Source organism: Pseudomonas sp. GW821-FHT09C10 (genome assembly GCF_059418085.1).
On sequence record NZ_JBWKPE010000004.1, the window covers coordinates 434671 to 457087 of the forward strand.

The window sequence follows — 22417 nt, forward strand, 5'->3', positions numbered from 1 at the left end:
GTGCAGCTCACAGGTTGTACTGTTTGCGTTTGCGGTACAGGGTCGACGCGTCGATGCCGAGGGTGCGGGCGGCCTGGTCCAGGGTATCGCTGGTGGCCAGTACGGCGCCGATATGGGCTTTCTCCAGCTCGTCCAGGCTCAGCGCCGCGCCAATTCGTGGGGCGTTATTGGTCGGTTGCTCGGCCATGCCGAGGTGGATGATTTCGACCTTTTCCTGTGGGCAGATGATGCTGGCGCGTTCCACCACGTTGCGCAGTTCGCGGATATTGCCTGGCCAGCGATAGTTGAGCAGCGCTTCGCGCGCCTGATCACTGAAGCCTCGCGCCGGGCGGGCGTATTCCTTGACGAAGCGCGCCAGGAAACGGTCTGCCAGGGTGAGGATGTCTTCACTGCGCTCGCGCAGCGGTGGCAGGTGCAAGGTGATGACGTTGAGGCGATACAGCAAGTCTTCACGGAAGCGGCCGTCGCGCACCATGTCTTCCAAGTTCAGGTTGGTGGCGGCCAGGATGCGCACATCGGCGCGACGGGTGACCGGGTCGCCCACGCGCTCATACTCTTTGTCCTGGATAAATCGCAGCAACTTGGGTTGCAGAGTGAGGGGAAAGTCGCCGATCTCGTCGAGAAACAGCGTACCGCCGTCCGCCTGGTTAACTCGGCCCAGCGTACTCTCACTGGCACCGGTAAAGGCGCCACGGCTATGGCCGAACAGCTCGCTTTCCATCAGTTCTGCCGTCAGGGACGGACAGTTGATGGTCACGCAGGATTTCTTCGCGCGCTTGCTCCAGCCGTGAATGGCCCGGGCCAGTTCGCCTTTACCCGTGCCGGACTCGCCGAGGATCAGGATGTTGGCATCGGTGCCCGCCACCTGGCGTGCGGTTTCAAGCACAACCATCATTGACGGGCTGTGGGAGTCGAGGCCGTCTTTCTGCTGGCGTACCGCGCCTTCCAATACTTCCAGGCGCGCGGAGAGTTGGCGTACTTCCAGCTGTTTGGCGGTGGCCAGGCGAAGTTGGTCGGGGCTGCAAGGCTTGACCAGGTAGTCGGCGGCACCGGCCTGGATCGCGTCCACGGCGGTATCCACGGCGGAATGGGCGGTCACGATCACCACACGCATCCATGGCGCCTGGATACGCATCTGGGCCAATACCACCAGGCCATCGTCTTCACCCAGGCGCAGGTCCAGGAAGCACAGGTCGAACACCTGGCGTTGCATCAGGGCATCGGCCTGGGCGGCGCTGTTGGCGGTGGCGACGGTGTAGCCTTCATCTTCCAGGCAATAACGGAAGGTGCGGAGGATCGCGGACTCGTCATCCACTAAAAGAATGCGGCCTTGAAGTTCCTTGGCTGATTCCATCTGTCCCGCGCTCCTTAACTATATAAATGATGGTGTTTAGTCCCGGAATAATCGGGCAAGTTGCATGGTTTATTCTGATCGATAAAAGGCGATGTCGTGCAGATATCTGCGCGGCTTCCTACGAAGTCCCGCCTGACAGCGTTTTCATGCTGTCTGCCCCTTCGGCACCACCCTCTTTGCTTTCTATCCCTTCATCCGACCACTGACCATCGTGCATTTCGCACGGCGTAGTAGAGGGCATCGTGCAGGATGCTGGGCGAATGACCTAATGCATATATTTAAGTTGTTGATTTTATTGATGTTTATTTTATAAAAAAGCTGGCATGCGCTCTGCAATAGCTATCCCAACGAATAATCAGAATGTGGGAGAAATGCAGCATGACTCGCCAAAGCCTCAGCCAACTGCGTGTATCGCCACTGCGCTTGCAACAAGGGCTGTTTGCCAGCCTGGCCCTGATGGTCACGCTGATTGCAGGCCAGCAGTTGCAGCAATGGCAGCAGAGTCAGCAGCAAGCCCCATCGTTCGACCGTCCGGTTACGACCCAGACCCATTTCAGTTCCATTGGCACCCGTAGCGCCGATGTAACCGCCCCGCAATTGCGTGTGGCCGACCAGGATTCCACCCTGGGCGAGCTGCCGACTCAAGAGCGTTGGGTGTTTTAAGCAAGAACGTCGGTCGCTTGATGTCGAGCGCCCGTCCGGCACTACCGCTGTTACCTCTTAAAAGAAGCGTAAGGAGAATCACCATGTTGAGTTGGGCAATCACATTTCTGATCATCGCCATTGTGGCTGCAGTCTTGGGCTTCGGTGGTATCGCGGGCACCGCCACGGGTATCGCCAAGATTCTCTTTGTCGTCTTCCTGGTGATGTTCATTGCTTCGTTCTTCTTTGGTCGTCGCGGCCGAGGCTGAATATGACCACTTTGTCCCTCAAAGCCATTGCTGCCGCCCTGCTCTTGGGCGGCAGCGGTTTGGCGATGGCCGCCAATGACGGCCAATCCCGAGCCAACGAATTGCTCAGTGCGGACCCGCAATACCGCGAGACCTGGCAAGGCGTGGTAAAGAAAGAAGAGCGCCTGCCGGAATGGGTGATGAACCTGTCGGGCACGGCCGAGCAAATGAATGCCGTGGAAGAAGATGGCGACAAGTACTTGGTGGGGCCGCTCTGCGAGACTGCGGATACATGCCTCCAAAAGCGCCTGATCGTCGCCTTCAGCCTCGACAAGGAAGATGCCTACGCCATGTTGGTGGAAGTCCCGGCCGGTTTGCCGGCGGACAAGTCCCCGACGCGGCACGCCGATTATCGGTTTATCGGTAAGCCGGACGAAGGCATGCAAAAGCTGCTCATGGAGCAGCTGAAGAAAGATCCGAATTGGTACTAGGTTGCGTCTGACGCGTCTGTCGTCTGCGCAATCAGCGTCCATGGAAAGAAGCCCCGCGCTTCTTTCTGTCTGCATTGCCCGCCAAGGGTGATGCATGACCAGGGGGCCGGGTTGCTCTGATCAATCGGGATCGGCGTGACCTACGGGCACAGGGAGTGCCTGCGCAAGGGCCGGGTCAGGCGAAAAGCTGCGACGCAGGTTCACAAGCCCACGGCTTGCTGAACTTGCGGCGGGCTTATGACTCTTATTCCCGCTTCATATGCCGCCCATAGCCGCAAATCCTGATTTTGCTTTCGACCAACCATTTCTGGGTGTGTCGGGGCGACCATCTATCGAGAAAGTTTTGCCCGCGCCATAGGACGTTTCCGACGCTCGACGGCAGAGTTCTCGGGCATTTCTGCCAACCTCTCCAAGACGACCAGAATCTCTGCGCGAGCCTGAATTGGCCGGTTCACGGCATATTCACCGGACAAAATGTCACATTTGAACTGACCGTTCGGACAGTTATTATGAAAAAAAGCCATGCCGATTCGGTATGGGGTAGGCGTTTACGGCATTAGACGTCGTCCCCTTGCATGGGAATAGTTGCGCCTTTTTTCGCCTGCCAGTAAGCCATTTCGGCCATGCTGCGGTGACCTTCCATGGAGGCAGATGCACACACTTTTTCGCTTTCGAGCGTTGCAGCTGGCGCATTTGCCTTAAGTTCACTTGAAGTAAGGGTAATGACATGAAGAAGGCAAAGCTAAGCCTCGCCTGGCAGATCCTCATCGGTTTGGTGCTAGGGATTGCAATCGGCGCAGTGCTCAACCATTTCAGTGCTGAAAAGGCCTGGTGGATCAGCAATGTGTTGCAGCCAGCGGGCGATATCTTTATCCGCCTGATCAAGATGATCGTGATCCCGATTGTGATTTCCTCGTTGATCGTCGGCATTGCCGGTGTCGGTGACGCGAAAAAACTCGGGCGCATCGGCGTCAAAACCATCCTTTACTTCGAAGTGGTCACCACCATCGCCATCGTGGTCGGCCTGCTGCTGGCCAACCTGTTCCACCCCGGTGCAGGCATCGACATGAGTACCCTGGGTACCGTCGATATTTCCAAGTACCAGGCGACCGCCGCCGAGGTGCAGCATGAGCATGCGTTCATCCAGACCATCCTCAACCTGATCCCGTCTAACATCTTCGCCGCGGTGGCCCGTGGCGAGATGCTGCCGATCATCTTCTTCTCCGTGCTGTTCGGCCTGGGCCTGTCGAGCCTCAAGCCTGATTTGCGCGAGCCGCTGGTGACCATGTTCCAGGGCGTGTCCGAGAGCATGTTCAAAGTCACCCACATGATCATGAAATACGCCCCCATCGGCGTATTCGCACTGATCGCGGTGACCGTGGCGAACTTCGGCTTCGCTTCGTTGCTGCCATTGGCCAAGCTGGTGATCCTGGTTTACGTCGCCATCCTGTTCTTCGCCTTTGCAGTGCTGGGCCTGATCGCTCGCCTGTTCGGCTTCTCGATCCTCAAGCTGATCCGCATCTTCAAGGACGAGTTGGTGCTGGCCTACTCCACCGCCAGTTCCGAAACCGTGCTGCCGCGCGTGATCGAGAAGATGGAAGCCTACGGCGCGCCGAAGGCCATCTGCAGCTTCGTGGTACCGACCGGCTACTCGTTCAATCTCGACGGTTCGACCCTGTACCAGAGCATCGCGGCGATCTTTATCGCCCAGTTGTATGGCATCGACTTGTCGATCGGCCAGCAACTGATGCTGGTATTGACCCTGATGGTCACCTCCAAAGGCATCGCGGGTGTACCGGGCGTATCCTTCGTGGTGCTGCTGGCCACCCTGGGGAGCGTGGGCATCCCATTGGAAGGCCTGGCGTTCATCGCCGGTGTCGACCGCATCATGGATATGGCCCGCACCGCCCTGAATGTGATCGGCAACGCCCTGGCCGTGCTGGTCATCTCCCGTTGGGAAGGCATGTACGACGACGCCAAGGGCGAGCGCTACTGGAACTCCCTGCCGCACTGGCGCACCAAGGAAGCGCTGCCGGCCGGCGAGATCACTCGCGGCTGATCGTACGATTGCGCTGACACAAGCCTCGGATCATTCCGGGGTTTGTCGTTTCTGCCAGCCCCGCTATCATTCGCCCCATCTTTCGGGGGATTCAACTGATGCTCAATGGCCTGTGGCTTGGCTTCTTTGTCGTGGCAATGGTGTCAGCACTGGCGCAATGGCTGGTGGGCGGTAACGCCGGGATTTTCGCGGCGATGGTCGAAAGCATTTTCGCCATGGCCAAATTGTCGGTGGAAGTGATGGTGCTGTTGTTCGGCACCCTGACGTTATGGCTGGGCTTCCTGCGGATCGCCGAAAAAGCCGGGATTGTCGAATGGCTGGCCAAGGCCCTGGGCCCGCTGTTCCTGCGCCTGATGCCGGAAGTGCCGGCCGGTCACCCGGCCATTGGCCTGATCACCCTCAACTTTGCCGCCAACGGCTTGGGCCTGGATAACGCAGCGACACCTATCGGCCTGAAGGCCATGAAGGCGCTGCAAGAGCTCAATCCCATCCCTAACACGGCGACTAACGCGCAGATCCTGTTCCTGGTGCTCAATGCATCCTCCCTGACCCTGTTGCCGGTGACGATCTTCATGTATCGCGCCCAGCAAGGTGCGCCCGATCCGACCCTGGTATTCCTGCCGATCCTGCTGGCCACCAGCGCATCCACATTGGTGGGCCTGCTGTCGGTGGCGGTGATGCAGCGCCTGCGGCTGTGGGACCCGGTGGTGCTGGCCTACCTGGTTCCAGGCGCATTGGTACTGGGTGGGTTCATGGCCCTGCTGGCGACCCTCTCGGCCACCGCATTGGCCGGGTTGTCGTCAATCCTCGGCAACCTCACGTTGTTCGGCCTGATCATGCTGTTCCTGCTGATCGGCGCACTGCGCAAGGTGAAGGTCTACGAAGCATTTGTCGAAGGCGCCAAGGAAGGTTTCGACGTTGCCAAGAACCTGCTGCCGTACCTGGTGGCGATGCTCTGTGCGGTGGGCGTGTTGCGTGCCTCCGGCGCGCTGGACCTGGGCCTCGAAGGCATTCGCCATGTGGTGGCCTGGACGGGCATGGACACGCGTTTTGTCGACGCCTTGCCGACCGCAATGGTCAAGCCCTTCTCCGGCAGCGCGGCCCGGGCGATGTTGATCGAGACCATGCAGACCCAGGGCGTGGACAGCTTCCCGGCGTTGGTGGCGGCGACGATTCAGGGCAGTACGGAAACCACCTTTTATGTGTTGGCGGTGTACTTCGGTTCGGTGGGCATCCAGCGGGCGCGGCATGCCGTAGGGTGCGCGTTGCTGGCTGAGTTTGCCGGTGTAGTGGCGGCGATTGCGGTGTGCTACTGGTTCTTTGGCTGAGGCTTAAATAGCTATCGGGAGCAAGCCCCCTCCCATATTCTGAATGTGTTCACAGATCCACATGTGGGAGGGGGCCCCCGATGAGGCCCTCAGCGTTTCCCCGCACCATTGCCCTGCTGAACAACCCACTCCACCACCTGCCTGTTCAACTGATCCCCGGCCTGACCAAAAGCAGCCACCACCGCCGGCACTTTGGTGTCAGTCACCGCCTGCTGCACTTCAAACCGCCGGCTGGCAATAATCCGCTGATCACTCCCACGCACCAGGCGTGCGTCGAGGCGGATCACCACCGCCACCGCACTGCCCCGGTACTCGCTCTGAAACGCCTGCAACTGCCCGCCCAACTCATAGTCGGCCTGCAGGTTGGTGTCGTCGGTGCTCAACAGCGTCACGCGCCCATCGCGCTGGAACCCGTCCATCAGGCGATTGCGCAGCAGCACCGGCGCCGGATCGCTCCAGCGTGAGTTCGCATAGCTGCTGATCAAATCGCCATTGGGCACCACGGCGATGCGTGGGCTGTCGAGGAACTCACTGGTCTGTGGCTTGGCCAGGCGCAGCGACCAATTGACTGGCGCGCCCTGGGTCGTGTCCTGGGCCGCAGGCAGTCGGTAGACGTCCGATGGATCCGCCTTGGGCAGGATCGAACACGCGCTGATCAGCGCCAAGGCCACAGGGACGATCATTTGGTAAGCACGCTTCATGGCGTGAACTCCTTGTTCTTGTCGCTGCCCAGCAGGTAGCCGCTGGGGTTGGCTTCCAGGCGGCGAGAGATGGCGCGCAGTGAACCGAGGGTTTCGCGCAGTTCGCGCACGGCCGGCGCCAGTTCGTTGAGGCCCTGCATGCCGCTGTTCACCGAGTCCTTGTTGTTGGTCAGCAAGGTATTGATGGTGGCGGTGCTTTGTTCAAGGGATTTCATCGCCTGTTCGGCGCTGCCGAAGACCTGCTTGCCTTGATCACTGAGCAGGCCATTGGCGTTGCGCATCAGCGCCGTGGTCTGCTCCAGGGCGGCTCCGGCCTGTTTGCTTACCTGCATCAATTGCTGCATCACCACCTTGATATCCCCACGCTGGTCGGCAATCGCGCCGGTGGTTTGTTCCAGATGGTCCAGGGTGTTGCTGAGGCGCTCGACATTCTGCGCGGAGAACATGTCGTTGGCGTTGTGCAGCAGCAGGTTGATGCTGGTCATCAGGTCGTTGCTGTTATTGAGCAATCGCGCGATCGGCGATGGCGAGGCGATGATCTCCGGCAGGTTGCCGTCCTTGCCCTTGAGCTCCGGGCTTTGCGGCGTGCCGCCGCTGAGTTGGATGATCGAGGTGCCGGTGATGCCGGTCAGCGCGAGTTTGGCCTGGGTGTCTTCCTTGATCGGCGTCTGGCCGGCCAGGCGAATGCGCGCGAGTACGCGGCGCGGATCCTTGGGATCCAGGCGCAGGCTGATGACATCGCCCACCTTGATCCCGCTGTATTGCACCGAGCTGCCCTGGGACAGGCCGCTGACCGCTTCGTTGAAGATCACTTCGTAATCCTGGAAGGCGCTGTCGACGCTGGATTTGGCCAGCCACAGGCCAAACAGCATCGCGCCGACCACCACGATCACGCTGAACAGACCGATCATCACATGATGGGCTCGGGTTTCCATGTCATACCTCGTTGAGCGGTTGAGCAGCATCCAATGCCGCGCGGCCTCGGGGGCCGTGGAAATATTCGTGAATCCAGGCGTCGTCCGTTTCCGAGACGATATCGATGGCATCGGCCACCAGCACCTTCTTCTGCGCCAGCACCGCCACACGGTCGGTGATGGTGTAGAGCGTGTCCAGGTCATGGGTGACCAGGAACACGCTCAGGCCCAGCGCATCACGCAGGGTCAGGATCAGTTGGTCGAATTGCGCCGCACCAATCGGGTCGAGGCCGGCGGTGGGTTCGTCGAGGAACAGGATGTCCGGGTCCAGCGCCAGGGCGCGTGCCAGGGCCGCGCGCTTGATCATGCCGCCGGACAGCGAGGCCGGGTATTTGTCGGCCGCCGACAGCGGCAGTCCGGCCAAGGCCAGCTTGACCGCCGCCAAGTGCTCGGCATCACGGCGGCTGAGCCCGGCATGTTCGATCAACGGCAGCGCGACGTTCTCGGTCACCGTCAGTGAGGAAAACAGCGCGCCCTTCTGGAACAGTACGCCAAAGCGCCGTTCCACCAGCGAGCGTTCATGTTCCGGCAGGCTCGGCAGGTTCTTACCGAACACCCGCACTTCGCCTTCACTGGGCCGGCGCAGGCCGACGATGCTGCGCAGCAGCACCGACTTGCCGCTGCCGGAGCCGCCGACCACCGCAAGGATTTCGCCCTTGTACAGATCCAGGTTGAGATGCTCGTGCACGCGCTGGCTGCCAAAGCGATTGCACAGGCCACGCACTTCAATCACCGCCTCGGTGGGCGCACGGTGCAGACGACTCACCAGCCCATCTCCATGAAGAACAACGCGGCCACCGCATCCAGCACGATCACCACAAAGATCGATTGCACCACGCTGGAGGTGGTGTGGGCGCCGACCGATTCGGCGCTGCCGCTGACCTTGAAGCCTTCCAGGCAGCCGATGGCGGCGATCAGGAAGGCGAAGAACGGGGCTTTTACCATGCCCACCAGGAAGTGCTGCACGCCAATGTCCGATTGCAGCAGCGAGAGGAACATCGCCGGCGAGATGTCCAGGGCCACGGCGCAGACCACGCCGCCGCCGACGATCCCCGCCAGCATCGCCATGAACGTCAGCATCGGCAGTGCCACCAGCAACGCCAGCACGCGCGGCAATACCAGCAACTCCATCGGGTCCAGGCCCAGGGTGCGGATGGCGTCGATTTCTTCATTGGCCTTCATCGAGCCGATTTGCGCGGTAAAGGCGCTGGCGGTGCGACCGGCAATCAGGATGGCGGTGAGCAATACGCCGAATTCCCGTAGGAAAGAGAACGCCACCAGGTCCACGGTAAAGATCGTTGCGCCAAAGCTCTTGAGCACTGTAGCGCCGAGGAACGCCACCACGGCACCGACCAGAAAGGTCAGCAACGCGACGATGGGCGCGGCGTCGAGGCCGACCTGCTCAAGATGGGCGACCATCGGCGTCAGGCGCCAACGCTTGGGCCGGAAAATGCCCCGGGCGAAGGTTTCGAGGATCAGGCCGATAAAGCCCAGCAGTTGCTTGCTGTCTTGCCAGACCTTGTCCACGGCCGCGCCGATACGCGCCAGCACCTGAATGCCAGTGGCTTCTTCCGGCGCTTTGTCCGGCACGCAAAAATCGTTGAGGGAGCGGTAGACGGTCTTGAGCAGCGCGCGGTCGGCGGCGGACAGGCTGCAGTCGGTCTGCTCGGCGGTTTGCTCGATCCGGGCAGGTCCCAGCAGCTCCACCAGCAACGAGGCGCCGGCGGTATCCAGGGCGCCGAGGCCATTGAGATCGATGCGCGCGCCGGCGTCGTATTGGCCGTCGAGCTTGTCCGACAGCTTCTTCAGGTTTGCGTAGTGGGCAAGCGTCCAGTCCCCGGTAATCCGCAGTAACGGGGGAGCGGTGGACGTATCGAGGTGGGCTGCGCCGGCCGTGGTGCTACTGGTCATAAGCTCCGAGCTTGTTTGCTATCCACAATTCCTACGTAATAGCACGATCCTGCCTACTTTGGGTTGTCCGTTTGTGCTGCGTCAGTCACTTTGAAGCGCAGCACACCGATGACCTGCCCGTCTTCGGTCAGCACCCTCACCTGCCAGCGGCCGACCGCATCGGGCGGGAAGTTCTGCTTGTGGGTCCAGGCGCGATAGCCTTCCTTGCGCCCGCCGTGGATATCCAACGCGATGCGGTCCACCTCTTTGCCGTTGAGTTTCCACACGTGGTAGATCCGCTCATCCAGGCCGCGCGGCGCGTTGATTGCGGTGTAGGCATAGAGCCCGCCGCTGCGCAGTTGGGCGGCGCTGACTTCCTTGAGGTCGTCACCCGGCGTGCGGTCTTGCAGTTGGGTGCTGATCGCCACTTCGGTCATCCACAAGGTGGCCGGCGGTACCCAACTGCGCAGGAACCAGCCCGCGCAACCAATGGCGGCCGTTACCCCCAGCAGCATCGCCCAGCCCTTGAGGCTGCGCAGCGGCAGGCTTACCGCCAGGCTTGGAATCGACAAGGCCATGGCGACGCCGAGGGCAAGCTTGTAACTTTCGGCGGTGGTCAGGTGCAGGATGATCGGCAGCGCAGTGAGCAGCGCGGCGAACAGGGTCAGGGTGTGCAACGCGAGGAACAACGAACGCTTGGGCGCCAGCCATTTGTAGTACAGCGGGTCGACGATCGACACCAGCGCGGCCGCGCCGAGCAGGCCGGTAAACACTGATTGGCCGCTGTTCCACGCAGTGGTGACGAAAAAGAACGGCAGCACGAAGAACAGACTTTCCTGGTGGATCATCTGGGTCGCGTAGCGCAGCAGGGGTTCGGGTATTTCGCGCTTGAAGACTTTGGTGAACAGCTGGGTAAAGCTGTTTTCCAGCATCAGCCACAGCCAGCTCACCAGCATGATCACCGCGATCCAACTGGCCATGCCCTGCTGGCGATCTACCAGGATGAAGCTGCATACACCCGAGATAAAACCGCCGAGTGCAATCACCCCTGGGTAGCGCTTCATCAGTTCGAGGATGCGGGTGATTAAGCGGGTCAGGTTTTGCATTCGGCGGTTCGCAGTCTTTGTAGGAAAAAATCCCAGACAGAATAACGTCTTAGGCCAGGGTTCGGTGCCTCATTACGCGATCCGTTTGCGATAACGGCGCAGGCCGATCAACGCAATGGCGATCAGCCCGAGGACGCCGGCGCCGATCCAGTTGAGCATGTCGTAGCTCAGCAGTGGTTTCTCGATGCGCCAGTAACCCGGTTGCTTGAGCAACTCGCGCATGGCCTGGCTGGTCTGCTCCAGGCTCACGGCCTTGATGCGTTTGACCGGATCGCTGAAGTGGCCGTTGTCATAATCGCCCGAGGCGCTCCAGTAATAGTCGGCCAGCGCGCTATTGCCCTGCACGGCCCAGGCCTGGCGGGCGATGGCGGCCTGTTTGAGGCGCGCGAATACCGTTGGGTCAAGGCCGTCCTTGAGCAGTTGCGCCTTGAGGTCCTGCAGCACCCGCTCGGCTTCGGGGAGGTTGTCCCGCTCGAGGTCGGCATTCAGGCTGAGGAAGCCAACGCCGCCCAGCACCTCGCGCTCGCTCCAGGGGCCGTAGGACAACCCATGCTTGAGGCGCAGTTGGCGGTACAGCGCCCAGTCCAGGTAATCCTTGAGCAGGTCGTAGGTTTCATCGTGCTGGTCGTCCAGCACCGGCTCGGGGAACAGCCAGTGCAGTTTGGCACTGTCGCCCACCCAGCCGTGGATCAGGTCGCGGTGGCTGGCGGCGGCGTGCTGGATCTGCGGCAGCGCCGGGTGCTCGCTGGGTTCGATCGGGTCGAGTTGGCCGTAGGTGCGCTCCAGATAGGCCGGCAGCAGTTTGTCGAGGTCGCCGACGATGATCAGGGTCATGTTGTTGGGGGCGTACCAATTTTTGCGCAGCGTCTCCAGTTGGTCGCGGGTCAGGTGATCGACCTCGGCGCGCTCGGCGCATTTGAGCCCCAGCTCGATGGCCAGTTGATTGCTGGCGGTGTGGCCCAGGTCCTGGCGGTCGAGCAGGCGTTGCAGGTGGGAGTAATGACCGCCGTCTTCGCGCTCGACTACCTGTTTGGCCGCGTTGATATTGGCGTCGGTCAGCTGGGTGCGGGTGATGATCGCCAGCAGCAGGTCGAGCACCTTGCGCTGGTTTTGCGCGGGTGCCTCGATCACAAAGGTTGTATCGGCGTTGCTGGTGTAGGCGTTCCACTCGCCACCCAGGGCTTGCATGCGGTCTTCCAACTCGCCTTCGCCGCCGCCGTCGATACCGCTGAACAGCAAGTGTTCGAGCAGGTGCGGCAGTTCCTTGTCTTCGCAACCGAAGTCGTCCAGGCCGACGCCGACCACCAGGCGAATCGCCACATGGCCGCGCTCGGTGCCCGGTTTAAGCAGCAATTGCAGGCCGTTGGGCAAGGTGTAGCCCTCAACCTGCAAGCGGTCAAAGGCAAAGACGTGGGCAGAACCCATGAGCAGGCAAGCGAACAACAGGCGACGCATAACAAGCTTCCTGGCGAGTGAGGTCAGCTTTAACTGACTTCACGGGCCATCGTACGTTCAGGGCGAATGTGTGATGTCGGCAATATCTTCGGCGGAGAGTGCGCCGGTGTCGGACGTTTCCAAGACTACATAAGCACTGCTGCAAAACAACGAGTTCAAGCGTTTCATGTCGGCAATCAGCTCCAGGTGCAGGGAACTGGTCTCCAGGCTCTGCACGATCTTGCGTTGCAGGCGGCTGACGTGGGCGTGGGCCAGGCGGCGTTCCTGGGCGCGGAAGCGGCGCTTTTCGCGCAGCAGTTGGCGGGCGCTTTCCGGGTCGGCACTGAGGAACACCGACAAGCCCAGGCGCAGGTTGGCGATCAATTGGCTGTGCAGGCCGGTGAGTTCTTCCAGGCCCACTTCGGAAAACTGGCGGCGTTGGGAGGTTTTCTGCTGCTGGACTTTGCGCAGCATGCGTTCGATCAGGTCGCCGGCCAGTTTCAGGTTGATCGACAGCTCGATGATTTCGGCCCAGCGCCGACTGTCTTGCTCGCTGAGGTCTTCGCGGGGCATTTGCGCCAGGTAGAGTTTGATTGCGCTGTAGAGTGCCTCGACATCGTCGCTGAGGCTGCGTATTTCCTGGGTAATGGCTGTCTGTTTGCCGCGCAGCACTTCCTGCATGGCGGTGAGCATGTTGTCGATCAGATCACCCAGGCGCAGGGTTTCGCGCGCGGCGTTGGCCAGGGCCAGGCTCGGTGTGGTCAGGGCCGTGGGGTCCAGGTGGCGCGGTTGGGCCTTGCCGTTGACCTCGTCCCGCTCCGGCAGTAACCAGGCGCACAGCTTGGCCATTGGGCCGATGGTGGGCAGCAGGATCAGGCAGCGGCTGACGTTGTAGAGCAGGTGGAAGGTGATGACCATGCCTTGGGCGCTGTAGTCCAGCCCGTCCATCCACAGCACCAACGGGTCGAGGACCGGAATAATCAGCAGCAGGCCGATCAGTTTGTACAGCAGGCTGCCCAAGGCGACCTGGCGACCGGCGGCGTTCTGCATGCTGGTGCTGAGAAAGGCCAGCACGCCGCTGCCGATGTTGGCGCCGATCACCAGACCGATGGCCACGTGCAAGCCGATCACCCCGGCGCCGGCCAGGGTGGCGGTCAGCAGGACAGCGGCGAGGCTGGAGTAGGAAATCATCGCGAACAGGGCGCCGACCAGGGCATCGAGCAAAATATCGCCGGTCAGCGAGGCGAACAGCACTTTCACGCCCTGGGCGTGGGTAATCGGCCCAGCGGCTTCGACGATTAACTGCAGCGCGAGGATGATCAGCCCGAGGCCGATCCCGACCCGGCCCAACTGCCCGGCCCGCGTTTGTTTGCGTGACAGGAAAAAAATCACCCCGAGAAAGATCAACAGCGGCGACAGCCAGGACAGGTCGAAGGTCAGCACCCGCGCCATCAGCGCGGTACCGACGTCGGCGCCGAGCATGGTCGCCAGGGCGGGCACCAGCCCCATCAGGCCCTGGCCGACAAAGGAGGTCACCAGCATTGCCGTGGCGTTGCTGCTCTGCACCATGGCAGTCACCAGGATGCCGGCGACAAATGCCAGCCAGCGCTTGGACATGTTCTGCCCGATGACTTGACGCAGGTTGGAACCGTAGACCCGCAGGATGCCGGTACGGACGATGTGCGTGCCCCAGATAAGCAGGGTCACGGCGGAAAGCAGATTGAGCAAGGTCAGCATGCTCGGCCCCCCGTGTGGGTGCGCTCCAAGAGGAGCGAAGGAAAGTTGCCGCGTGCCGTTCTACGTCTTGTAGTTAAGCTGTAGTTGGCGAATGGGCTCGGCGCCAGCATCGCATAGCTAAAGTGGGGATTGAAACAAAACTGTCATGAAATCAGCTTTTTATGCATGAAAAAAAGGGGCTTATAAAAGCCCCTTTTTTGTCTGGCTCGGGTTTATTGACCCGGAATGTCCTTGCGCAGTTTCACAGGGTCCTGCTGTTTCTTCTTTTTCGCGATGGCGGTGCGCATCTTGATGTTCACCGCTTCCACCGCCAGCGAGAACGCCATGGCGAAGTAGACGTAGCCTTTTGGCACGTGCACGTCGAAGGATTCGGCGATCAGCACGGTACCCACCACCAGCAGGAACGACAGCGCCAGCATCTTCAGCGACGGGTGCTTGTCGATGAAGTCGCTGATGGTGCCGGCGGCGAGCATCATCACCAATACGGCAACAATGATCGCGGCAACCATGACCGGCACATGGGAGACCATGCCCACGGCGGTGATCACCGAGTCCAGGGAGAACACGATGTCGATGATCGCGATCTGGATGATGGTGTAGATGAACTTGCCACCGGCGCCCTTGGGTTCGTCGTGGGTTTCGTCTTCACCTTCCAGGGCGTGGTACATCTCCTGGGAGCTTTTCCACAGCAGGAACAGGCCACCGAAGAACAGGATCAGGTCGCGGCCGGAAATGCCTTGGCCGAAGACCACGAACAGATCGTCGGTCAGGCGCATGACCCAGGTGATCGACAGCAGCAGCAGGATTCGCGTGACCATGGCCAATGCCAGGCCGAAGATCCGGGTGCGTGCCTGCATATGCTTGGGCATGCGGCTGACCAGGATCGAAATCATGATGATGTTATCGATGCCCAGGACGATCTCGAGGGCCGTCAGGGTGAAGAAGGCAATCCAGATTTCCGGATTGGTCAGCCATTCCATGTGTATTCCTTTGAGCAAATGTTAAACCGCGCAAGCTGCAGCGCCGCGCGGTGAGTGAGTCGGTACGATTATAGAGTGCTGAACAGCGGAAAAATCCCCATCAGCAATGCGGCGAACATTATGCACAGGCATACCAGTACTGCCCACTTCAGGGTAAAGCGCTGGTGATCGCCAAATTCGATACCGGCCAGGGCCACCAACAGGTAGGTCGACGGTACCAGCGGGCTGAGCAAGTGCACGGGCTGGCCAACGATCGAGGCGCGGGCCATTTCCACTGCGGTGATGCCGTAGTGGCTGGCGGCTTCGGCGAGTACTGGCAGTACGCCGTAGTAGAACGCATCGTTGGACATGAAGAAGGTGAACGGCATGCTCACCAGTGCGGTGATCACCGCCAGGTAAGGGCCCATGGCTTCCGGAATGACGGCCAGCAGGCTCTTGGACATGGCATCGACCATGCCGGTGCCCGACAGGATGCCGGTGAAGATCCCTGCGGCGAAGATCAACCCTACCACCGCCAATACGCTGCCGGCGTGGGCGGCGACGCGGTCTTTCTGCTGTTGCAGGCACGGGTAGTTGACGATCATCGCGATACTGAATGCCACCATGAACAGCACCGGCAGCGGCAACAGGCCGGCGATCAGGGTGCACATCAGGGCCAGGGTCAGGGCACCGTTGAACCAGATCAGCTTCGGACGGCGGGCGTCCGGGTATTGCGACACGCTGATCTCGCTGTGGTCGATCTCGTCGCCTTGTAGGTGCAGTTCACCCAGGCGCGCCCGTTCGCGCTTGCCGTACATGTAGGCAATCACCAGGATCGCCACCACACCGGCGGCCATCGCCGGGATCATCGGGACGAAAATATCCGAGGGGTCCACGTGCAGCGCACTGGCGGCGCGGGCGGTCGGGCCGCCCCAAGGGGTCATGTTCATCACGCCACCGGCGAGGATGATCAGGCCGGCCATGATCCGCGGGCTCATGCCGATGCGCTGGTACAGCGGCAGCATGGCGGCCACGCAGATCATGTAAGTGGTGGCGCCGTCACCGTCGAGGGACACCACCAGGGCCAGCACCGCGGTGCCGACCGACACCTTCAGCGGGTCGCCCTTGACCATCTTGAGGATCTTGCGCACGGCCGGGTCGAACAGGCCGGAGTCGATCATCAGGGCAAAATAGAGGATGGCGAACATCAGCATCACGCCGGTGGGCGCGAGCTTGGTGATGCCTTCGAGCATCATCGGGCCGATCTTCGGTGCGAAACCGCCGAACAGCGCGAACAGGATAGGCACGATGATCAGGGCGATCAGCGCGGACAGGCGCTTGGTCATGATCAGGAACATGAACGTGATGACCATGGCAAAGCCAAGGAAAGTCAGCATAGGAATACTCCAGGCGTAGCGCGGCTAGGGAATGGCAAACCGGGGTGGGGTCAGCGCAGAACGAAGGGCACGAGGCGTACGGGTGGAGTTGGGGCGAACAGGCGGGTACGGACGGACATCGGGGATCACCATTGTTGTTGTGTACAGCCGGTCTGTTGCCGGCAGTTGGGGGCGATCCTAGACGCGTTAGCTTTCAGCCAGCTTTCGTTGGTAAAACAGTTGGTGGTGGGAAGATGTACGGTCTTCAGGTGTACACAATTCAAATGTGGGAGGGGACTTGCTCCCACATTGGAATGTGTTTATTCCGTGTACTTCAGGGCAGCTCGAGGCCGCCCGCTGCTTTGTGCAGTTTGCGCAGGTGTTCACCCACCTGCTTGAGGTTGGCTTCACATGCGGCAATTTCGGCCGCGCGGGACGGCTCCAGCAGCGCCCTCACCTCTTTATCCAGCTCGCCGGTGAGCGATTGCAGCTGCTTCTGGCGCTCAGCGCTTTCCGATTCCAGGCGCTTGGCTTCCGATGGTTGCGGCAGGCCATAGCCACCGCTGCCCAGCAGTTCTGCGGGACGGCTGAGGAAGCCGCTGTTGGCGAGGATCTGCTGCAGCGTGGCGTTGGCTTTCTCCATGCCGCCGTTTTTCAGCTCGCGTGCACCGAGGTAGCGTTGCTTGACTTCGTCCTGGGCCAGCATCAGCTGTTTGCGAAAGCTCGCCTGTTCCAGCAGCAGCAGTGCGGCGCTGGTGCGCAGGTCGGCCTGGTCAAACCACTGGCGGCGCTCTTCGGCGCTGAGGGACAGCCAGTCTTCAACCTGGGTCTGTTTGATCGGCAGGTGTTTGCGCAGCACGTCGAACATGGCCTGGTAGCGTTCGCGGAAGGAGTCGAAGTGATACCCCAGGCGCATGGCCTCGCGTTTGTCGTTGAGTACGCTGGTATCCGCCAGGCCGCGGGCTTGCAGCACTTCCAGCAGGCCATTCGGTGTGATGTTGTCCAGGCCGGTCAGCTGCGGGTTGGCGCTGCCGCTGCGCAGCAGTTTCAGGCTTTCGACCGCGCAGTTGTTGGACAGGAAGTAATAGTTGCCGTCATAGCTCCAATGCATTTCAGCGGCGTGCTCGACGGTGTCGTTGATCTCCTGGCGCGACAGTTTCAGCGGCACGGACGCCAGGCCGCGCAGTTCGGTCTTGGTGTATTCGTCAATCACCTGGGCCAGCGGCAGCACGAACAGCCGTGACGGGTACTTGCCCACCAGGCCGTCCCAGCTGGACAGCTGTACATCGCCGACGAAGGCGCGGTAGGACAGCACCAGGTGCTGGTCCAGGTCGAGCCGGCAGTCCGGCCCACGGGGGCGGCCCGGCGCGCAGATCACCAGGCGCAACATACTGTGGCCCCAGCGGCTGACCAGGTTCTGGTTGGCTTCGGCCAGCAGGTAGTCGATTTCGTAGACCCGCTCCGGGTCGACGTGGCCCAGGGGGGTCTTGGCGAAATCGTTGCCGGCGTTGAGGAACGCGTAGGTCTTGGCGCAGGTGTCTTGTTCCGGTGGGGCCCAGCCGAAGTGTTCCTTGTAATAGCGGAACAGCGCGGGGCGCCGGCAGGCATAGCTTGGGTCGAGGAGGAAGTACTCCATATTGACCGCTACGAATTCCAGCGGGCTGGTGGTTTCGTAGATATCCGGGCTGCGCGCGACCTGACGGTTGTGTTGTTCGCGCTCACCGCGACGGCCGACATATTGCGGCCAGCCCGCCAGGTCCAGCAGGCGCGGGTCATCGCTGAGGGTGAAGCGCCGGTCATTCTGGCCACGACATTGGTCGGGCAGGCCGATCAGGCCGGTGATGTTGTTCTGGCGGCTGCAACGCTGGATCAGCGCGCGTTCGTCCTTGGGCCACAGGCGCGCACGGTCATAGATGTGGGTCAGTTCATGCAGCACGGTCGCGAGCATTTCCCGGCGCACGGTGCCGTGGGGGCGATTGGTTTTCTGTGTGGCGGCGCTGCCGTCGGTCAGACTGTCGAGCAGGTTGCGGTTGAGGTCCAGCTCGGACACCAACGAAGCCTGGCCATAGGCATTTTCGGGCATCTTGTCGGTCCAGCCGACATCAATGCGCCGGTCCAACTGCTCGACGAAGCGCGGTGGCAGCGAACGCATCGCCTCATCGAGCAATGCCTGGCTGGCCTGCTGTTCGGCCGGGCTCAAGCCATCTGTCTTGAGCCGCAGTTGCAGGCTGGCCTGGGCTGCACTGGCACACAGCAGCACAGTCCCGGCCAGGAGCCAGGCGACAAGGCGCCTCACAGAGCGAGAATGGCTTCGGCGAGGGTCTGGTCACTGGCATCGCGCGCTTCCGGCAGGCGGGTGCGCAGGGTGTCGAAGGCGGCTTCCAACTGCGCGCCGCGGATCTCGCCGTTGGTGGCGACGAAACTGGCCGCGTCATCGTGGGCTTCGCGCACGACTTTGGAGTCGCGGATGGAGGTGGTGGTGTCCGAAGTGAAATCAATGGTGCGGCCAGAGGCGCGAACAATGATGTTACTGGTGGCCACCAGGGTATGTGCCTGGGCAACGTCGGCCAACAACAGCAGGCCAAGGGTGGCGGCGATCAGCGGGCTACGCATGGAATGACTCCGAAATACAAAGATGATTATTGGACGAGAATTGCCTGCGCCAGTTCAAGGTCGCTGGCGTTAAGTTTTGGTTGGGTACGGCGCAGGTAATCCAGCGCGGATTCCAGCCGTGCGCCCCGCCATTGGCCGTCAGTGGCGATAAACGCAGCGGCATCATCCTGGGCCGCCACGACTACTTTCCGGTCGAAAGGCGCGGAGGTCACCTTGCTGGTGGCGTACGCACTCGCGACGGTACCTTGGATGGTCAGGTCGAAGGCCGAAGCCAATGGCGACCAGTTGGCACACAAACACACAGGGACTATTAGCAGGCGGTATGAAAAAGCCATGGGACTCGACAACTGAAAACGAGCGCCAAGGCTAGCGTAATGCCCGGACGAGAGCCAGTGCGGCGGCATCGGGGAGCGACGGGCGCTCCCTTTGGGTCAACTCACTCAAATAGCCAGGATGGCTTGGGCCAGCTGTGCGTCAGTCGCGGTGTTCAGTTGCGGCGCTTGTTGGCGGATCTGGGCCAGGGCGCTTTCCAGCTTCACACCACGAATGGCGCCTTCGCTTGCGACGAAGCTGGCTGCGTCGTCACGGGCGGCGCGCACGACCTTGTTATCCCGCAGTGACGAAGTGGCATCTGAGGTGGCGTCGGAAGTAGCCTTCAGTGCGCCGACGATGGAGTCAGTGGTCACGATGAAGCTGGATGCGCTGGCGTTGGTGGCCAGGGCCAGCAGGGCAGCAGCACTCAGCAGGCGAATACGGGACATGGGGTGACTCCTGTAGGTGAACGAATAAGGTGGCGCAGGGCGGCCATTGGGAATCAGACGCCTGTCCTAAACGGTTCGCCACGTTGTGCATGGATATTAAGCCGCTGTTTATCCGTTCGGAAAGCTTCTTGACTGCCTAGTCTCGCCAGAACGGCTTGGACAACTCGGCCATTCGGTCTCCCGGGCTGATGCCGACATCGGAGAGTTCTCGAAGATCGAGCTGCGCCAGTTGGCGGCGTTCGTAGGCGTGGCGGAGCCATTTGGCCAGCGTGGAAGCTGTCCTGTGTAACAGCCGTTTATAGAGAGAGGGTTGGGTGTCCATGGTGAGCGCCTTTCGTGAGGTCCTGGAACACCATGGTGGGCGAGTGGCTCTGACCGTTACAGATACACCGATGTTTAATTGTACTGCTTAACTGTTATATTTTTTAAACTGTACTGGTTCGGATAAAGGGTTTCTGTTTGGACGGAAAGAAGGCTCTCCCGGAAAACAACAAAGCCCGCCTCCGGTCTCCCGGGGCGGGCTTTGTTTTGACAAATCAGTGCTGGCAGTGGACCCGGTAGGTCAGGGCCAGCGGGCGTCAATTAACGCCAGAACGGCTTGCTCAGCTCTTCATAGCGTTGAGCTTCGCTGATACCGGCATCAGCCAGCAGACGCGAATCCAGACGAGCCAGTTGATGGCGGCTGGAGATGCGGCGCTGCCACAACATCAGGTTGGCGAGAACGCGCAAAGGCAGGGAAGCCTGGGTGTTTACAGCTTTTTCTTCGAAGAACAGTTCGGAACTGAGTGTACGTTCCATGATGACATCCTTCCGCTTGTGGCGGGATTAGGTAGTGGTTTAACTGATGCCAATGATCCTCTTCCGGCGCAAGACTCTCTAGATACAGTTCACCTGTATTGTGAGGGGCCAGTTAACTGTTTATAGGTGCTGTACTGTACGGAAATGGGGCAACTGTACCTGTCTGCACTGAAATAGTGCGAAATAAGTATTTTGTGACGTGAGTGTGGGAATTTTCGGTAGGAAATGACCGGTACAGCAGTACAGTTTTTTCAAGAAGTGAGGAGTGTGGCATCGAGCTGACGAAACTGTGTTTGCGTCAGCTCGAATCTGTATCAATCAGGCCTTGAGCATATGCCCGGTTTCTTCCAGGTTAATGTGCCAACTCAGTGCTTCGCGCAGGATGTGTGGGGTGTGTCCGCCGATGGCGCAGGCCGAGTTGAAGTAACTGTTCAGCGCATCGCGGTATGCCGGATGCACACAGTTGTCGATGATCACCCGGGCCCGCTCCCGCGGCGCCAGGCCCCGCAGGTCGGCGAGGCCGACTTCGGTGACCAGGATGTCGACGTCGTGTTCGGTGTGGTCCACATGGCTGACCATCGGCACCACGCTGGAAATCGCGCCGCCCTTGGCAATCGACTTGGTGACGAAGATCGCCAGATGCGCGTTGCGCGCGAAGTCGCCGGAACCGCCGATGCCGTTCATCATCCGCGTGCCGCAGATGTGGGTGGAGTTGACGTTGCCGTAGATGTCGAACTCCAGCGCCGTGTTGATGCCGATAATGCCCAGGCGCCGCACTACTTCAGGGTGATTGGAAATTTCCTGCGGGCGCAGCACCAGCTTGTCTTTGTAGTGCTCCAGGTTGCCGAACACGTCGGCATTGCGCCGCTCCGACAGGGTGATCGAGCTGCCCGAGGCAAAGCTCAGTTTGCCGGCGTCGATCAGGTCGAACGTCGAGTCCTGCAACACTTCCGAATACATGGTCAGGTCTTCGAACGGCGAATCGATCAGGCCGCACATCACTGCGTTGGCAATATTGCCGATCCCGGCCTGCAGCGGGCCAAGCTTGTTGGTCATGCGCCCGGCGTCCACTTCCTGCTTGAGGAAGTTGATCAGGTGGTTGGCGATGCCCTGGGTATCGCTGTCGGGTGGTGTCACGGTGGAGGCTGAGTCGGCCTGATTGGTGATCACGATGGCGACGATCTTCTCCGGCGGGATCGGGATCGCGGTGCTGCCGATGCGGTCGTCGACCTTTACCAGGGGGATCGGCGTACGGGTTGGCCGGTAGGTCGGAATATAGATGTCGTGCAGCCCTTCCAGATTCGGGTTGTGTGCCAGGTTGATCTCGACGATCACTTGCTTGGCGAAAATCGCGAAGCTGGCGGAGTTACCCACAGACGTGGTGGGCACGATATGGCCTTGTTCGGTGATCGCAACGGCCTCGATGACGGCTATGTCCGGCAGCTTGAGCTGGTTGTTGCGCAGTTGCTCGACTGTTTCCGACAGGTGCTGATCGATAAACATCACCTCGCCGGCGTTGATCGCCTTGCGCAACGTGCTATCGACCTGGAACGGCATGCGTCGGGACAGCACGCCGGCTTCGGTCAACTGCTTGTCCAGGTCGTTACCCAGGCTGGCGCCGGTCATCAGGGTGATTTTCAGCGGGGACGTCTTGGCGCGTTCGGCCAGGGCGTGGGGGACGGCCTTGGCTTCACCGGCACGGGTGAAGCCGCTCATGCCGACGGTCATGCCGTCCTCGATCAGTGCGGCGGCGTCTGCCGCGCTCATGACCTTGTTCAACAACGAAGGCAAGCGGATACGATCACGGTACATGAATTGTTATCTCAGGCTACGGAAGCAAGGTGGGCAGTGTAGTGATTTCAAAAAGTTTCGGCCCGCTACCATGGTCGAATGCGGGGCAGCGATTTAGAGCCTTTGGTCGGGTTTCATAGGGTAATAAAAAACCC

General features: G+C 60.8%; 22 protein-coding genes. 5 read left to right on the forward strand and 17 right to left on the reverse strand.

Going from position 1 to position 22417, the window contains the following annotated elements:
• Window positions 1-7: 7 nt before the first annotated feature.
• Entirely contained in the window at window positions 8-1354 is a 1347-nt protein-coding gene (gene algB / locus AC07OT_RS11285) for a sigma-54-dependent response regulator transcription factor AlgB (RefSeq protein ID WP_027608022.1), read from the reverse strand.
• A gap of 378 nt (window positions 1355-1732) precedes the next feature.
• Between algB and AC07OT_RS11290 the strand changes: the two genes are divergently transcribed.
• From AC07OT_RS11290 to AC07OT_RS11310, 5 genes are all read left to right on the forward strand, one after another.
• The gene (locus AC07OT_RS11290) at window positions 1733-2017 is read left to right on the forward strand and encodes a hypothetical protein (RefSeq protein WP_065938050.1); all 285 of its coding nucleotides are present in this window, start codon (window positions 1733-1735) and stop codon (window positions 2015-2017) included.
• A gap of 83 nt (window positions 2018-2100) precedes the next feature.
• Window positions 2101-2265, forward strand: a complete 165-nt coding sequence (locus AC07OT_RS11295; protein WP_003170804.1) for a DUF1328 domain-containing protein — start codon at window positions 2101-2103, stop codon at window positions 2263-2265.
• Between the two features lie 2 nt (window positions 2266-2267).
• Window positions 2268-2735, forward strand: coding sequence for an inhibitor of vertebrate lysozyme family protein (locus AC07OT_RS11300; protein ID WP_027608020.1), 468 nt, complete (start codon window positions 2268-2270; stop codon window positions 2733-2735).
• A 727-nt stretch (window positions 2736-3462) separates the two neighbouring features.
• The gene (gene gltP, locus AC07OT_RS11305) at window positions 3463-4794 is read left to right on the forward strand and encodes a glutamate/aspartate:proton symporter GltP (protein WP_108573568.1); all 1332 of its coding nucleotides are present in this window, start codon (window positions 3463-3465) and stop codon (window positions 4792-4794) included.
• Between the two features lie 98 nt (window positions 4795-4892).
• Window positions 4893-6122 (forward strand): nucleoside recognition domain-containing protein, encoded by a 1230-nt coding sequence (locus AC07OT_RS11310; RefSeq protein ID WP_027608018.1) that lies wholly within the window; start codon window positions 4893-4895, stop codon window positions 6120-6122.
• An 89-nt stretch (window positions 6123-6211) separates the two neighbouring features.
• Here AC07OT_RS11310 and AC07OT_RS11315 read toward each other — a convergent pair whose 3' ends face one another.
• The 16 genes from AC07OT_RS11315 to scpC form a co-directional block, all read right to left on the reverse strand.
• Window positions 6212-6823, reverse strand: a complete 612-nt coding sequence (locus tag AC07OT_RS11315) for an ABC-type transport auxiliary lipoprotein family protein (protein ID WP_495108089.1) — start codon at window positions 6821-6823, stop codon at window positions 6212-6214.
• Window positions 6820-7758 (reverse strand): MlaD family protein, encoded by a 939-nt coding sequence (locus tag AC07OT_RS11320; RefSeq protein ID WP_027608016.1) that lies wholly within the window; start codon window positions 7756-7758, stop codon window positions 6820-6822. The genes AC07OT_RS11315 and AC07OT_RS11320 overlap by 4 nt, the downstream gene beginning before the upstream one ends.
• Before the next feature lies 1 nt (window position 7759).
• Entirely contained in the window at window positions 7760-8563 is an 804-nt protein-coding gene (locus AC07OT_RS11325; RefSeq protein WP_495108090.1) for an ABC transporter ATP-binding protein, read from the reverse strand.
• Window positions 8560-9708 carry an ABC transporter permease gene (locus AC07OT_RS11330; protein WP_495108091.1) on the reverse strand — a complete coding sequence of 383 codons (1149 nt, stop codon included), beginning with the start codon at window positions 9706-9708 and terminating at the stop codon, window positions 8560-8562. Before AC07OT_RS11330 ends, AC07OT_RS11325 begins: the two co-directional genes overlap by 4 nt.
• A 53-nt stretch (window positions 9709-9761) precedes the next feature.
• A complete protein-coding gene (locus AC07OT_RS11335) occupies window positions 9762-10793 on the reverse strand; it encodes a DUF5924 family protein (RefSeq protein ID WP_495108092.1) in 1032 nt (343 codons plus the stop codon).
• A gap of 72 nt (window positions 10794-10865) precedes the next feature.
• Window positions 10866-12248 carry a M16 family metallopeptidase gene (locus AC07OT_RS11340; protein WP_027608012.1) on the reverse strand — a complete coding sequence of 461 codons (1383 nt, stop codon included), beginning with the start codon at window positions 12246-12248 and terminating at the stop codon, window positions 10866-10868.
• Window positions 12249-12305: 57 nt separating this feature from the next.
• Entirely contained in the window at window positions 12306-13964 is a 1659-nt protein-coding gene (locus AC07OT_RS11345; RefSeq protein WP_065937850.1) for a Na/Pi cotransporter family protein, read from the reverse strand.
• Between the two features lie 212 nt (window positions 13965-14176).
• Entirely contained in the window at window positions 14177-14944 is a 768-nt protein-coding gene (locus AC07OT_RS11350) for a TerC family protein (protein ID WP_027608010.1), read from the reverse strand.
• A gap of 68 nt (window positions 14945-15012) precedes the next feature.
• A complete protein-coding gene (locus AC07OT_RS11355; protein WP_003170826.1) occupies window positions 15013-16320 on the reverse strand; it encodes a CitMHS family transporter in 1308 nt (435 codons plus the stop codon).
• 313 nt (window positions 16321-16633) lie between these two features.
• Window positions 16634-18595 carry a DUF7844 domain-containing protein gene (locus tag AC07OT_RS11360; RefSeq protein WP_146476868.1) on the reverse strand — a complete coding sequence of 654 codons (1962 nt, stop codon included), beginning with the start codon at window positions 18593-18595 and terminating at the stop codon, window positions 16634-16636.
• Window positions 18592-18912, reverse strand: coding sequence for a DUF2388 domain-containing protein (locus AC07OT_RS11365; RefSeq protein ID WP_027608008.1), 321 nt, complete (start codon window positions 18910-18912; stop codon window positions 18592-18594). Before AC07OT_RS11365 ends, AC07OT_RS11360 begins: the two co-directional genes overlap by 4 nt.
• A 26-nt stretch (window positions 18913-18938) precedes the next feature.
• Window positions 18939-19247 carry a DUF2388 domain-containing protein gene (locus AC07OT_RS11370; protein ID WP_447891913.1) on the reverse strand — a complete coding sequence of 103 codons (309 nt, stop codon included), beginning with the start codon at window positions 19245-19247 and terminating at the stop codon, window positions 18939-18941.
• 105 nt (window positions 19248-19352) lie between these two features.
• Window positions 19353-19673 carry a DUF2388 domain-containing protein gene (locus tag AC07OT_RS11375; RefSeq protein WP_027608006.1) on the reverse strand — a complete coding sequence of 107 codons (321 nt, stop codon included), beginning with the start codon at window positions 19671-19673 and terminating at the stop codon, window positions 19353-19355.
• A gap of 136 nt (window positions 19674-19809) precedes the next feature.
• Window positions 19810-19995, reverse strand: a complete 186-nt coding sequence (locus AC07OT_RS11380; protein WP_027608005.1) for a DUF1127 domain-containing protein — start codon at window positions 19993-19995, stop codon at window positions 19810-19812.
• Window positions 19996-20255: 260 nt separating this feature from the next.
• A complete protein-coding gene (locus tag AC07OT_RS11385; RefSeq protein ID WP_003187413.1) occupies window positions 20256-20471 on the reverse strand; it encodes a DUF1127 domain-containing protein in 216 nt (71 codons plus the stop codon).
• Between the two features lie 318 nt (window positions 20472-20789).
• The gene (gene scpC, locus AC07OT_RS11390) at window positions 20790-22283 is read right to left on the reverse strand and encodes a succinyl-CoA:acetate CoA-transferase ScpC (RefSeq protein ID WP_115488283.1); all 1494 of its coding nucleotides are present in this window, start codon (window positions 22281-22283) and stop codon (window positions 20790-20792) included.
• Window positions 22284-22417 lie beyond the last annotated feature (134 nt).

Bases quoted from the DNA above. Each gene is read 5' to 3' on its own strand.
- algB (WP_027608022.1), bottom strand. From the start codon at position 1,354: ATGGAATCAGCCAAGGAACTTCAAGGCCGCATTCTTTTAGTGGATGAC.
- AC07OT_RS11290 (WP_065938050.1), top strand. From the start codon at position 1,733: ATGACTCGCCAAAGCCTCAGCCAACTGCGTGTATCGCCACTGCGCTTG.
- AC07OT_RS11295 (WP_003170804.1), top strand. From the start codon at position 2,101: ATGTTGAGTTGGGCAATCACATTTCTGATCATCGCCATTGTGGCTGCA.
- AC07OT_RS11300 (WP_027608020.1), top strand. From the start codon at position 2,268: ATGACCACTTTGTCCCTCAAAGCCATTGCTGCCGCCCTGCTCTTGGGC.
- gltP (WP_108573568.1), top strand. From the start codon at position 3,463: ATGAAGAAGGCAAAGCTAAGCCTCGCCTGGCAGATCCTCATCGGTTTG.
- AC07OT_RS11310 (WP_027608018.1), top strand. From the start codon at position 4,893: ATGCTCAATGGCCTGTGGCTTGGCTTCTTTGTCGTGGCAATGGTGTCA.
- AC07OT_RS11315 (WP_495108089.1), bottom strand. From the start codon at position 6,823: ATGAAGCGTGCTTACCAAATGATCGTCCCTGTGGCCTTGGCGCTGATC.
- AC07OT_RS11320 (WP_027608016.1), bottom strand. From the start codon at position 7,758: ATGGAAACCCGAGCCCATCATGTGATGATCGGTCTGTTCAGCGTGATC.
- AC07OT_RS11330 (WP_495108091.1), bottom strand. From the start codon at position 9,708: ATGACCAGTAGCACCACGGCCGGCGCAGCCCACCTCGATACGTCCACC.
- AC07OT_RS11335 (WP_495108092.1), bottom strand. From the start codon at position 10,793: ATGCAAAACCTGACCCGCTTAATCACCCGCATCCTCGAACTGATGAAG.
- AC07OT_RS11340 (WP_027608012.1), bottom strand. From the start codon at position 12,248: ATGCGTCGCCTGTTGTTCGCTTGCCTGCTCATGGGTTCTGCCCACGTC.
- AC07OT_RS11345 (WP_065937850.1), bottom strand. From the start codon at position 13,964: ATGCTGACCTTGCTCAATCTGCTTTCCGCCGTGACCCTGCTTATCTGG.
- AC07OT_RS11350 (WP_027608010.1), bottom strand. From the start codon at position 14,944: ATGGAATGGCTGACCAATCCGGAAATCTGGATTGCCTTCTTCACCCTG.
- AC07OT_RS11355 (WP_003170826.1), bottom strand. From the start codon at position 16,320: ATGCTGACTTTCCTTGGCTTTGCCATGGTCATCACGTTCATGTTCCTG.
- AC07OT_RS11365 (WP_027608008.1), bottom strand. From the start codon at position 18,912: ATGCGTAGCCCGCTGATCGCCGCCACCCTTGGCCTGCTGTTGTTGGCC.
- AC07OT_RS11370 (WP_447891913.1), bottom strand. From the start codon at position 19,247: ATGGCTTTTTCATACCGCCTGCTAATAGTCCCTGTGTGTTTGTGTGCC.
- AC07OT_RS11375 (WP_027608006.1), bottom strand. From the start codon at position 19,673: ATGTCCCGTATTCGCCTGCTGAGTGCTGCTGCCCTGCTGGCCCTGGCC.
- AC07OT_RS11380 (WP_027608005.1), bottom strand. From the start codon at position 19,995: ATGGACACCCAACCCTCTCTCTATAAACGGCTGTTACACAGGACAGCT.
- AC07OT_RS11385 (WP_003187413.1), bottom strand. From the start codon at position 20,471: ATGGAACGTACACTCAGTTCCGAACTGTTCTTCGAAGAAAAAGCTGTA.
- scpC (WP_115488283.1), bottom strand. From the start codon at position 22,283: ATGTACCGTGATCGTATCCGCTTGCCTTCGTTGTTGAACAAGGTCATG.